Origin of the sequence: Phenylobacterium sp. (assembly GCF_036963605.1) — a bacterium.
In the GTDB taxonomy this organism is placed as follows: Bacteria; Pseudomonadota; Alphaproteobacteria; order Caulobacterales; family Caulobacteraceae; genus Phenylobacterium.
The window spans coordinates 1-12056 of record NZ_JBALUY010000091.1; the positions used below are offsets into that span (position 1 = coordinate 1).

The following is a 12056-nucleotide window of genomic DNA, read 5'->3' on the forward strand; positions in this document are numbered from 1 at the left end:
CGGTGACCATCGCCGCCGAATAGGCCGAGGCGTCCTCTAGGACCTCGAAACGCCCGTCGGACCTCCGGCGGGCGTTTTTTCGTGGCCGGCGCCGCAAAATTGACGCCGGCGTCACGTATTCCTTTGACGAACGCCGGTCTGAGGAGTCAGGCTGGTTCCAAAGCCAGAGAGACGTCCGCCGAGCGTAGATCGGAGCAAGGGCGCCCAAGCTTTCCCAAACCCCAGGAGGAACGAATGGCCGCTGACGGCAACATCACCAAGGACCTGATCTACGACGCCGTGGCGCCGGACGACTTCGAGTCCATGCTCGACCTGGACCGCTACAACGGCAGGTCCACGGCCTTCGACAAGATCATCTCCGCCACCCACGACCACTTCTGGGACCCGCTGGACAAGAAGTACATCGACTTCGACGAGCCCTGGGACATGGACAACCAGCCCCTGGTGCCCGAGGAGCTGAACGTCGCCCTGCAGACCAAGTATGTCAGCGATCATCTGAACACCCCGAGCCTGCGCGCCCAGTTCATCAACAAGTCGCTGCTGCGATCCTTCTCCTCGATCCTGCACGGCGAACAGGGCGCATTGAACCTGTCGGCCAGCCTCTGCCACGTGCTGCTGGACCAGGGCGCCCAGGAATACGCCGCCAACCAGACCCGCGAAGAGGCCCGCCACGTCACGGCCTTCGCCAAATACATCAAGGCCCGCTGGGGCCGGCCGGTGGAATGCTCCAAGGTCCTGCAGGACCTGCTGGTCGACATCATCGGTTCGCCGGAGGTCTATAAGAAGATCATCGGCATGCAGATGCTGGTGGAAGGCCTGGCCATGGGCGCCTTCGCCACCTTCTACCAGAAGCTCAACGACCCCCTGGGCCGCAAGCTCATGCAGCTGGTGATGACCGACGAGGCCTTCCACCACAAGTTCGGGAAGATCTGGGCCGACCGGACCATCCCCAAGCTGACGGCGCAGGAACACGAGATCATCGAGGACTGGGCGGCCCACTGCTTCCAGGTGCTGCTGTTCAACCTGGTTTCCCCCAGCGAGCAGCGCGACCTCTATGAGGAGTTCGGCCTCGACCCCGACAAGGTGCTGGAGGAGATCCAGCTGCTGGCCACCGACGAGGCCCGCCGCGAGGACATGAAGGAATCGACCAACATCTTCCGGGTGTTGATCAAGACCCTGCTGAACGCCGGCATCATCACCGACCGCACCAAGGCCTTCTACGGCATGTATGTGGACATGGATGAGCTGAAGTCCGAGGGCGACCGCATGGTCGGCGACGACATCGCCGAGGAAGGCATCGTCTATCTCCAGGCCATCAACTTCAAGGAACGCGCCCTGAAGCCGGTGACCATCGCCGCCGAATAGGCCGCCCCTTTCAAGGCCAAGTTTTGGACGCCCGCCGGCTGGTCCGGCGGGCGTCCTTGTTCCGGGCGCATTGTTTTCTTAGGGTCTGCGCCATGCAGACCCGTTCCCTCCGCCGCACCGCCAGCCGTTTCGCCCCCGCCGCCGCCCTGGCCGCGGCGGTTCTGAGCCTGGCCGCGCCCGCCGCCGCCAAGGCGCCCGAGCCCGCCAGCCGGGTCGAACTGACCAGCATGACCGGCCGCTGGTATGAGGTCGCCCGCACCCCCAACGCCATGCAGAAGGCCTGCGAGGCCGCCACCGCCGACTGGACCCGTTCGGGCTCAGGCTATTCGGTGGTCCAGACCTGCCGCCGCGGCGCGCCGGACGGCCCGAAGAAGGAATGGAAGGCCAGCGCCACCCCGGTCGATCCGGAGAAGAACGCCAAGTTCAAGCTCAGCTTCTTCGGCGGGGTGATGAAGCAGGAATACTGGATCCTCGACCACCGCTCAGACCAGGGCTGGCTGATCATGGGCACGCCGGGCGGCAACTATGTCTGGCTGCTCTCCAAGGCCCCCCAGCTGAGCGCCACGGTCCGCAACCAGGCCATCGCCCGCATCAAGCAGCTGGGCTACGACCCCGCCACCCTGGAATTCCCGCAACAGGCCCGGTAGCGCAGGCCTCTTGTTTCTGGAACGAAGGCGGAACAAGATGGCCGCATGGATCTGGTTCTGACCACCTGCACGCCGGTCTCGCGGCCTGAGATCACCCAGGCGGTGACGCGCGGCGCGGCGCGGCTGCTGGCGGCGCTGGGCTATGCGCCGCTGGCCGAGGTCTGCCTGCCCAATGGACGCCGAGCCGACCTGATGGCCTTGGGGCGCCGCGGCGACCTGTTCATCGTCGAGGTGAAGTCGAGCCTGGAGGATTTCCGCACAGACCTGAAGTGGCGGGAATATGAGCCCTATTGCGACGCCTTCGCCTTCGCCGTGGCCCCGGAATTTCCCAAGGAGGTCCTGCCGGACGATCCGGGCCTGATCGTCGCCGACGCCTTTGGCGGGGCGGTGCTGCGCGAGGCGCCTGTGGCGAGCCTGGCCGGCGCCCGGCGCAAGGCGCTGACCGTGGCCTTCGGCCGGCTGGCGGCCCTGCGCGCCGGCGCGGCCCTGAGCCTCTAACCCCTCAGCGCGGGGCGCGCTTGGCCAGGATCCGCTGCAGGGTGCGCCGGTGCATGTTCAGCCGCCGGGCGGTTTCCGAGACATTGTGCCCGCACAGCTCATAGACCCGCTGGATGTGCTCCCAGCGCACCCGGTCGGCGCTCATGGGGTTTTCCGGCGGGGCGGCCACGTCGCCGGGCAGGGCCAGCAGGGCGCGGGCCACGTCATCAGCGTCGGCGGGCTTGGAGAGATAGTCCACGGCGCCGGCCTTCACCGCGGCCACGGCGGTGGCGATGTTGCCATAGCCGGTCAGCATGATGATCTTGGCGTCGGGGCGGGCCTCGCGCACGGCCTCCACCACCTTCAGGCCGGTGCCGTCCTCGAGGCGCATGTCCAGGACGGCGAAGGCTGGGGGATAGACCTTCACAGCCGCTAGGGCCTCGGTGACGCTGGCGGCCAGCACCGGCTCAAAGCCACGGCCTTCCAGGGCGCGGCCGAGCCGGGTGCGGAGGGCCGTGTCGTCATCCAGAAGCAGTAGGCTCTTGTCTGGCAAGACCTCGATCTGGGTGCTCAAGTCGCTCATGAACCGCCACCCGCGCGTGCGGGCCTCCCTCCGTGCGTGTATCGATACTGGGGTGCACTGGCGCCGAACTGCAAGTCCCAACGGCTTCTGGGTCAAGCATGGTCAAGCTCTATCCGAGCCCGCGGCCAGCGAACCGTGACCACCGCCCCCCGGGGGCGGCCGTTCTGGAAACTCACCACTGCGCCGGTGCGCTCCAGGAGTGTCTTGGAGATGAAAAAGCCCAGGCCCATGCCGATATGGCCGGTGCGAGAGCCCTCCGCCCCCGGACGGCTCGTCACATAGGGCTCGCCGAGGCGGGCCAGAATCTCCGGGGCGAAGCCCGCGCCGTCGTCGCGGACCTCCAGGGCGACGGCGTCAGCGTCGAAGCGTGCGGTGACCAGCACCTCCGAGGCGGCGAAGTCCACGGCGTTCTCCACGAAGGAACTGATGGCGTGGATCACCTCGGGCATACGGGCGAGGCCCGGCTTGCGCACGCCTGGCGCGCCGGTGACGATGGCCTCAAGCCGCACCCCCTTCACGTCACGATGGGGCTCGATCACCTCCTGCAAGAGCTGCAGCAGGCTCATGCGTTCGTGAACCTGGTCCGAGGCGTCGGGAGCTTCGGTCAGCCGCGCGAGGATTTCGCGACAGCGCTGGGCCTGGGCCATCAGCAGGTCGGCGTCCTCGCGGATCTGGGGCGTGGTCGCCTCCCGGGCCATTTCCTTGGCGACGATGGCGATGGTGGCCAGGGGGGTGCCAAGCTCATGGGCCGCCGCCGCCGCCAACCCGCCCAGGGCCGTCATGCGCCGCTCGCGGGCCAGCACCGCCTGGGTGATGTCCAGAGCCAGGGCGCGCCGCGCAGTCTCCTGGGCGGCTTCGCGCACATAGGCCGCCGTCACCGCCAGCCCCAGCAGAAGGGCGGTCATGGCCCCCAGCCGCCAGCCCAGGGGCCAGGCGGCCACAGGGGTTTCGGCGCCGGGGAGGGGCAGGGCGAAGAAACTCAACACCGCGCCGGACCCCATGGCGAGGACGCCCAGGGCCAGGGTCGGCGCCAGGGACTGGGTGGCCGCCGCCAGGGCCAGGGGCGGAATCATCAGGACGACGAAGGGATTGAGGATGCCGCCGGTAAGGAAGACCAGGGCGGCGATGCGGATGATGTCGAAACCGAGCTGCAGGGTGGCCTCGGCCGGGTTCAGCAGCCGCTGGCCTGGCGTGGCGATGCCCACCAGAAGATTGACCCAGGCGGCCAGGCCCACCAGCCCAAAGCAGATGGCGTAGGGGGCGGGCAGGTTCAGCAGGGCGGCGCTGACCGTGAGCACGGCGGCCTCGCTGGCCACCAATACCCAGCGCAGGGTGACGACGGTGCGAATCCGCAGCCGGCCCTGCTTGAGGACCGCCTCGTCCCAGGCGAGCTCGCCTTGCAGCAGGGCGGTGCTTTGCCTATCGAGACCCAGCGGGTCCTTCCGGCCTGCCGATCCATCATTCTTCAGGGCCATTGCGCCTGAGGATCACCGAGATTGGCGATCCTGGCGAGCCCCAAACGAAATTGCACGCCCTGCGCGAGGTCTGGCCATGTCGAAACGTTCTCTGATCCTCATCGCCCTGGTGGCGGTCCTTGGCCTTGCCGCGGGCGCCGGGCTGTTCTGGAAGATGGGCGGCGGCGCAGGCGCGGGCGACGGCGCCCAGACGGCGCAGGGGAATGTGGGCGGCCCCTTCCAGCTGGTCGATCAGGACGGCCGGCCGGTGGATGAGAGCGTGCTGGAGGGCCAGTGGAACATCGTCTTCTTCGGCTTCACCTACTGCCCCGACATCTGTCCCTCGACCCTGCAGGCGATCGATGTGGCCAAGCAGCAGCTCGGCCCCCGGGGCGACGACCTGCAGACGGTGTTCATTTCGGTCGATCCCGAACGGGACACGCCCGAGCAGCTGAAGACCTATCTGTCCCTCGACGCCTTCCCGGACAATGTGATCGGCCTGACCGGCACGCCCGAGCAGGTCGCCCAGGTGGCCAAGGCCTACTACGTCTATTATCGCAAGTCCGGCGAGGGGCCGGACTACACGATGGACCATTCCACGGCCGCCTATCTGATGGACCCCCAGGGCCGCTTCAACCGCGTCCTGGCCTTTGGCATAGCGCCGGACGAGATGGCCCGCCTGATCCGCACCGCGATGCAGGAAGGCTAGCCGCCGCCGCGACGTCGCGTCGCGCCGCGGCCGCTCTCTAGGAACGGCCAAGGCTGGACTCCGTTAAGGCGGGGCGTGTTATGTTGCGGCGCACAAGGACGTTAGCCCATGCTCTACACCCTGCACGAGACCGGCTATTACGGCGCGACGCCGTTGCGCCTGGCCGCCCTGGCGACCCGTGACTTCTGGAGCTCTCCGCTCAATCCGGCCAAGGACACCGAGCTTGGCCGTCGGCTCTATGCGACGGCGGACCTGTTTTCGAACCTCACCCGTCGCTATCGGCGTCCCGAATGGGGCATCGATTCCGTCACCATCGAGGGCGAGCGCGTCGCGGTGCGGACCCAGACGGTGTGGAGCTCGCCCTGGGTGAAGCTCACCCATTTCAGCCGCGACATGACCGACATGCGCCGGGCCGGCCGCACCAAGCTGGAGCCGCCGGTGCTGATCGTGGCTCCGCTGTCGGGGCACTATGCGACCCTGCTGCGAGGCACGGTCCAGGCCTTCCTGCAGGACCACGAGGTCTACATCACCGAGTGGGAGAACGCCCGGTCGGTGCCGGTGATGGAAGGCCGCTTCGACTTCCACGACTATATCGACCACATCCGCGACATGCTGCGCTTCCTGGGTCCGCGGCCCCATGTGGTGGCCGTCTGCCAGCCTGGCCCGCCGGTGCTGGCCGCCGCCAGCCTGATGGCCCAGGATGACGAGGCGTCGCGGCCGGCCTCCATGACCTTCATGGGCTCGCCCATCGATGCGCGGTTCTCGCCGACCGTGACCAACAAGCTGGCCGAGGAACGCCCCTTCGCCTGGTTCGCCTCGAACATGGTCTACACGGTCCCGCCGCCCTATCCGGGCATGGGCCGCCGGGTCTATCCGGGCTTCGTCCAGCTCTATTCCTTCATGTCGATGAACATCGAGCGTCACCAGGAGGCGCACCTGCGCTACCTTGAGGATCTGATGCGCGACGATGGCGACTCCGCTGACAAGCACCTGGAATTCTATGATGAGTATCTGTCGGTCCTCGACCTGACCGAGGAATTCTATCTTCAGACAGTGGACTACGTCTTCCAGCGCTACCTGCTGCCCAAGGGTGAACTGGTTCACCAGGGCCGGCTTGTGGACCCTGGGCAGATCAAGGACATCGGCCTGCTGACCGTCGAGGGCGAGAACGACGACATCTCCGGCATCGGCCAGACCCAGGCGGCCCATGACCTGTGCGCCAACCTGCCGGCCGAGCTGAAGATCGACTATGTGCAGCCCCATGTGGGCCACTACGGCGTCTTCAATGGCCGTCGCTTCCGCGAGGAAATCTATCCCCGGGTGCGGGACTTCATCGCCGATCATCAAAGCCGCTTCGACAAGTCGGCCAAGCCTGCCTAAATCAAGGGGAGATGAGTCCCTTTGGCCGCAGCTTCGCCGACGGCGACCGGATCGAGATCGCCGGCGCCGTCATTCGCCTGAAAGTCCATGCGCGGGCGCGCCGCGTATCTCTGCGCCTGGACCGCAGCCGGCGTGAGGTGGTGGCCACGGCGCCCAGCCTGCGACGGCTGGGGGAGGCCGCGGCCTTCGCCCGCGATCGCATCGACTGGATCCTGGCGCGCCTCGCCGAGCTGCCTGCCCCCCAGCCGCTTGCGCCTGGCGCCCGGCTGAGCCTGTTCGGCGCGGATATCGTGCTGGGTGTGACCGCCGGGCGGCCGAGGCTGATCGAGGCCGACGACGATGGGCCTGGCCAGATTCTCGCGCCAGGGGCGGGCGAGCCCTATGCCCGGGCGGTGCAGCGGGTGGTGAAGCGTCACGCTCTCGACGAGCTTACATCCCTGACGGCGATCCACGCCAAGGCCCTGGGGGCCGCACTGCCCAAGGTGGCCCTGACCGACGCCCGCTCGCGCTGGGGCTCGTGCAAGCCGGCCGTGGGCGTCCAGCCGGCGGTGGTCCGCTATTCCTGGCGCCTGGCGCTCGCTCCGCCGGAAGTGTCCGACTATGTGGTCGCCCATGAGTGCGCCCACCTGCGCGAGCTGAACCACGGCCCGCGCTTCTGGGCGCTGGTTCAGGCGCTGGTGGGCGATCCCGCCCCCCACCGCCAGTGGCTCCGGCTTCACGGCGCGCGCCTGCACGCCGTCGGCGCGACGGGCGCTTAGTAGGGGATCGGCTCCGGATTGGTTGGCGCGGCGGGCTGAGGCGCCGGATCGCTGCCGATCATGCCGCCCACGCCATCCAGGAGATCGCCGATAGGATCGGCGGCCGGCGTCAGGGGCGGGGGATCGATCGTCCCGCCCGGGATCTGCTGAGCGTTCAGCCTGGGCAGGGCCGCGGTCATGAAGTCCTTCCAGATCCGGGCCGGCGCGCCCCCGCCGGAGACGCGGCGCATGGGCGAATTGTCGTCCTTGCCGACCCAGACGGCGGCCACGAAGCCGCCCGTATAGCCGACGAACCAGGCGTCCCGGTAGTCGTTGGTGGTGCCGGTCTTGCCGGCCAGATCGTAGTCGGGAACCTGGGCGGCCGTTCCGGTGCCCCTGGCCACCACGCCGCGCATCATTTGGTTCATGTATTGCAGGGCCGGCGAACCGATCACCGACTGGCGCTGGGGCCGGTCCACATTGTGGTCATAGAGAACCCGGCCGTCCGACGTGCGGATGCGCTCGATCCCGTAACCCCTGGCCTTGAAGCCGCCATTGGCGAAGGGGGCGTAGGCCTGGGCCATCTGCAGCGGGCTGACCTCGACGGCGCCGAGCGCCATGGAGGGGTCGAGCTGAATATTGCCGGTGATCCCCAGGCGCCGCGCCGTGGCGGCCACATTGCCGGTGCCGACCTCGCTGGCCAGGCGGGCGGCGACGGTGTTGGTGGATTGGGCCAGGGCCTGCTCCAGGGTCATTTCCCCGCGGAAGTCGCCGCTATAGTTGCGCGGCTCCCAGTCGCCGATGCGCAGGGGCTCGTCGACGACCCGGACATTGGGGGTGCGGCCCTGCTCCATGGCCGTCAGATAGACAAAGGGCTTGAAGGCCGAACCGGCCTGGCGCCTGGCCATGGTCGCCCGGTCGAACTGGCTCTCCTGGTAGTCTGCGCCGCCCACATAGGCCCGCACGCGGCCTTCGCCGTCGAGGGCCACCAGGGCGCCCTGGCCGATGCCCTGGTCGGCGCCGGCGGCGACCCCGCGGCGCAGGGCCTGCTCGGCGGCGGTCTGGATGGGCAGGTCCAGGGTGGTTTCGACCACCAGATCGTCGGTGGGCTCGCCCACCAGGGCGCGAACCTCGTCGTCGATCCAGTCGACGAAATACTGCGCCCGCTGATTGGCCAGGGTGGGGTTGACCCGCACCGGGTTGTCGAAGGCCTCGGCGCGTTCCTCCGGGGTGATGGCGCCCAGGCGGACCATTTCGTCCAGCACCACGGTGGCGCGGCGGGCCGCCCGGTCGGTGGCCGAGACGGGGCTGTAGCGCGACGGCCCCTTCATCATGCCGGCCAGCAGGGCCGACTCGCCGATGGTCAGTTCAGGCGCGGGCTTGTTGAAGTAGCGCTGCGAGGCGGCCTCGATCCCATAGGCGCCGCCGCCGAAATAGACCCGGTTCAGATAGAGCTCGAGGATTTCCTTCTTGGAGAATTTCAGCTCCAGCCAGACGGCCAGGATCAGCTCCTGAGCCTTGCGGCGATAGGTCTGGGCCGGGGTCAGGAAGAGGTTGCGGGCCAGCTGCTGGGTGATGGTCGAGCCGCCGCGCAGGGGGCCGCCGTCACTGGTCATATTATAGTACTGCGAGCGGATAATGCCCCAGGGGTTGAAGCCCGGGTGCCAGTAGAACCAGCGGTCCTCGATGGCGATGAAGGCTTTCGGCACATGCTCGGGCAGGGTGTCGAGGTCCACGGGCGGGGCGTATTGCGAGCCGCGCACCGCGATCAGGGCGCCGGACCGGTCCAGATATGAGATCGAGGGCTGGCGCTCCACATCATAGAGCTTGGAGGTGTCGGGCAGGTCGACGGCGAAGACGGCGAAGAAGGCCGCCACGAAGATGAGCCCCCAGACCCCGATCACGGCGGTCCAATAGAAGAAGGCCTGCAGCGGCGTGCGCCGGGCGCGGCCGCTGCGGCCCGAGCGGGGCGATCCTGGCGGTTGCGAATTGGCCATCCGTCGTCCTAGCGGTTCTGTCGTTCTATAGAGAGTGCGCGTCTCGGCGCCTAAGCTTGGCGCGATCCTTTATCCGAACCCCACGAAACGCGCGACAGGGTTGATGGGGGGTGAACAGGGCGATTCCGCGGCGTCGGCGTCCCCGCCGATGGCGCCACGTCAGAGCCCCGCATCTTCAAACCTGCATAGGCGTCCAACGCAAATGGCGGTTGCGCCCAATCTTAACGCCGTTATCTTAGCGTTGCTTAGTTCGAGGGCGCCCGGCGATGGGGATAGTCGCAAGGGGTTTTCGGGCCAGCCGGCGCCGCCGCTTCGCGCCGCTTCCTCCCCAACGCCGGAGTGCGACCCATGATGATCCGTAACACCGCGGCCGCCGCCGCGGCCTTCCTGACGCTGGCTATCGCCGGCCAGGCCGCCGCCCAGCAGATGGTCACCGCCAAGCTCGAACAGCCTGTGGCCGAGCGCACCAAGCTGGTGGCCGGCGGCGCCGTTTTCTGGTGCGAAGGCGCCGAGTGCGTCGCCAACACGACCAACTCGCGCACCTACATTACCGCCACCTGCAAGGATCTGGCTGGCAAGTTCGGGCCCATCGCGGCTTTCACAGACAGCCGCAAGTCCTTCGACGCCGACCGCCTCAGCGCCTGCAACGAAGCGGCTCTGCCCAAGACGCAGGTCGCCAACCGCTAGCATCGGCCTCCCAGCCGCACGTTGTCGAGCCTGTCAAACTGGGGCGCCGGATCTCCGGCGCCCTTTTTCTTTTGTGCGTTGCGCCTTAAAGGGGCGCGGCCATGAACGCATCCTCCCCGACCTCCAGCGCAGCGCCATCCACCGCCGCCGCGCCTCTGATCCGCACGAGCCAGGCGCCCGACGGCCCGGCGCCGGCCGCCGCCCTTCTCGAGCCGGCCATGGCCGGCGCCATCGGCGAGGCCGCAGCCCCGGTCTCCCTCACCCTCGACTACGGCGCGCCCCTCATCGCGGGCGAAACCATCACCATCGAGAGCTGGGTCGAGCGCGCGACGCGGACCCTGGTCTTCGTCCACGGGCGGGTGCTGAAGGGCGACGGCGCCCTGGCCGCCACCGGCTCTGCAGTGTTCCGCAAGCTCGATCTGTCCGCCCCGGCTTAGGCGAAATGGCCGATTTCACAGGCGCCGGTTTGGTTGCGGCGCCTAAAATCGCGTGCTATCAGGCGCGCGGCTTAGGGTCGGGGGGCGAACCTCCTCTTTCGACGACGTGCTTTTTCGAGCGCTTTCAAGCCTTTAGCTGTGACCGAAATTCTTCTGTCGCGGCTTTTGACACGCACCGGGCGGACACATAGTGGCGGACGATTCCAGGACTTCGAATGTGGGCGGCAGATATGCCCAGGCCCTGTTCGATCTCGCGAACGACGAGAACAAGATTGCGGCGGTCGAGGCCGACCTCAAGTCGCTGAAGGCGATGCTGGCCGACAGCCGCGACCTGCGCGTCCTGCTGGCCTCGCCGGGCTTCGGCGCCCAGGACAAGAGCAAGGGCCTGGCGGCCGTGGCCGCCAAGGCGGGTTTTGATCCGACCACCCGCAAGTTCCTCGGCCTCATCTCGGCCAATGGCCGGGCCTCGGCCATTCCTTCGGTGATCACCGCGTTCCAGGCTCTTTCGGCCGAACGTCGCGGTGTGGTTTCGGCCCACGTGACCACCGCGCTTCCCCTGTCTGCGGACCAGGCCCGGGGCGTCTCCGCCGCCCTGCGCCAGGCCCTGGGCAAGGACCCTGAAATTGAGACCCACGTTGATCCGTCGATCCTTGGCGGCATCAAGGTTCGGGTCGGCTCCCGTCTGTTCGACGCTTCGCTGGGTACGAAGCTCGACTCGCTGAAATTCGCCCTCAAGAGAGCGTAAGACCATGGATATCCGCGCCGCCGAGATTTCGGCCATTCTCAAGTCGCAGATCGCCAATTTCGGCGAAGAGGCCGACGTTTCCGACGTCGGCCAGGTCCTGTCCGTCGGTGACGGCATCGCCCGGGTCTTCGGCCTCGACAACGTCCAGGCGGGCGAAATGGTCGAGTTCCCCAAGGCCGGCGTGAAGGGCATGGCCCTGAACCTGGAGCGCGACAATGTCGGCGTCGTGATCTTCGGCGACGACCGCGCCATCGGCGAGGGCGATGAAGTCCGCCGCCTGGGCGAGATCGTGGACGTGCCGGTGGGCAAGGGCCTGCTGGGCCGCGTCGTGAACCCGCTGGGCGAGCCCATCGACGGCAAGGGCCCCATCGTGGCCACGGAGCGTCGCCGCGCCGACGTCAAGGCGCCGGGCATCATTCCGCGCAAGTCGGTGCATGAGCCCGTGCAGACCGGCCTGAAGGCCATCGACGCCCTGATCCCGGTCGGGCGCGGTCAGCGCGAGCTGATCATTGGCGACCGTCAGACCGGCAAGACCGCCGTGGCCGTCGACGCCATCCTGAACCAGAAGGCCGTCAACGCCTCGGGCGACGAGAGCCAGAAGCTCTATTGCATCTATGTGGCCATCGGCCAGAAGCGCTCGACCGTCGCCCAGATCGTCAAGACCCTCGAAGAGCGCGGCGCCCTCGACTACACCATCGTCGTCGCCGCCACCGCGTCGGAGCCCGCCCCGCTGCAGTTCCTGGCCCCCTTCGCCGGCTGCGCCATGGGCGAATGGTTCCGCGACAACGGCATGCACGCCGTCATCATCTATGACGACCTGTCCAAGCAGGCCGTGGCC

12 protein-coding genes and 1 pseudogene are annotated in these 12056 nt (G+C 67.9%); 10 read left to right on the forward strand and 3 right to left on the reverse strand.

Annotated elements, in window-relative coordinates:
• Positions 1-234: 234 nt before the first annotated feature.
• The 3 genes from V7702_RS14760 to mmcB all read left to right on the forward strand — a co-directional run bounded on the left by V7702_RS14760 (position 235) and on the right by mmcB (position 2510).
• Positions 235-1365 (forward strand): ferritin-like domain-containing protein, encoded by a 1131-nt coding sequence (locus V7702_RS14760; protein ID WP_335650852.1) that lies wholly within the window; start codon positions 235-237, stop codon positions 1363-1365.
• A gap of 92 nt (positions 1366-1457) precedes the next feature.
• Positions 1458-2012: a lipocalin family protein gene (locus V7702_RS14765; RefSeq protein ID WP_335650853.1), complete on the forward strand. Its 555-nt coding sequence runs from the start codon at positions 1458-1460 to the stop codon at positions 2010-2012.
• Positions 2013-2057: 45 nt separating this feature from the next.
• Entirely contained in the window at positions 2058-2510 is a 453-nt protein-coding gene (mmcB, locus tag V7702_RS14770; RefSeq protein WP_335650854.1) for a DNA repair putative endonuclease MmcB, read from the forward strand.
• A 4-nt stretch (positions 2511-2514) separates the two neighbouring features.
• Here the strand turns inward: mmcB and V7702_RS14775 are convergent, their stop codons facing one another.
• Both V7702_RS14775 and V7702_RS14780 read right to left on the reverse strand, forming a co-directional pair.
• Entirely contained in the window at positions 2515-3072 is a 558-nt protein-coding gene (locus tag V7702_RS14775; protein WP_335650855.1) for an ActR/PrrA/RegA family redox response regulator transcription factor, read from the reverse strand.
• A gap of 92 nt (positions 3073-3164) precedes the next feature.
• Entirely contained in the window at positions 3165-4547 is a 1383-nt protein-coding gene (locus V7702_RS14780) for an ActS/PrrB/RegB family redox-sensitive histidine kinase (protein WP_335650856.1), read from the reverse strand.
• 76 nt (positions 4548-4623) lie between these two features.
• Here V7702_RS14780 and V7702_RS14785 point away from each other — a divergent pair, with 76 nt between their 5' ends.
• The 3 genes from V7702_RS14785 to V7702_RS14795 all read left to right on the forward strand — a co-directional run bounded on the left by V7702_RS14785 (position 4624) and on the right by V7702_RS14795 (position 7373).
• Positions 4624-5235, forward strand: a complete 612-nt coding sequence (locus V7702_RS14785) for an SCO family protein (protein WP_335650857.1) — start codon at positions 4624-4626, stop codon at positions 5233-5235.
• A 108-nt stretch (positions 5236-5343) separates the two neighbouring features.
• Entirely contained in the window at positions 5344-6615 is a 1272-nt protein-coding gene (locus V7702_RS14790) for a polyhydroxyalkanoate depolymerase (protein ID WP_335650858.1), read from the forward strand.
• Positions 6616-6626: 11 nt separating this feature from the next.
• Positions 6627-7373, forward strand: a complete 747-nt coding sequence (locus V7702_RS14795; protein WP_335650859.1) for a M48 family metallopeptidase — start codon at positions 6627-6629, stop codon at positions 7371-7373.
• Here V7702_RS14795 and V7702_RS14800 read toward each other — a convergent pair.
• The gene (locus V7702_RS14800) at positions 7370-9349 is read right to left on the reverse strand and encodes a transglycosylase domain-containing protein (RefSeq protein WP_335650860.1); all 1980 of its coding nucleotides are present in this window, start codon (positions 9347-9349) and stop codon (positions 7370-7372) included. The two genes, V7702_RS14795 and V7702_RS14800, sit on opposite strands and share 4 nt — an antisense overlap.
• Before the next feature lie 348 nt (positions 9350-9697).
• Here V7702_RS14800 and V7702_RS14805 point away from each other — a divergent pair, with 348 nt between their 5' ends.
• The 4 genes and pseudogenes from V7702_RS14805 to V7702_RS14820 all read left to right on the forward strand — a co-directional run.
• On the forward strand, positions 9698-10036 hold the full coding sequence (locus V7702_RS14805) for a CC_3452 family protein (RefSeq protein WP_335650861.1): 339 nt from the start codon (positions 9698-9700) through the stop codon (positions 10034-10036).
• Positions 10037-10137: 101 nt separating this feature from the next.
• Positions 10138-10473 (forward strand): hotdog domain-containing protein, encoded by a 336-nt coding sequence (locus V7702_RS14810; protein ID WP_335650862.1) that lies wholly within the window; start codon positions 10138-10140, stop codon positions 10471-10473.
• 190 nt (positions 10474-10663) lie between these two features.
• Positions 10664-11218, forward strand: a complete 555-nt coding sequence (locus tag V7702_RS14815) for a F0F1 ATP synthase subunit delta (RefSeq protein ID WP_335650863.1) — start codon at positions 10664-10666, stop codon at positions 11216-11218.
• A 4-nt stretch (positions 11219-11222) separates the two neighbouring features.
• Positions 11223-12056, forward strand: a pseudogene (locus V7702_RS14820) (F0F1 ATP synthase subunit alpha); the annotation flags it as partial.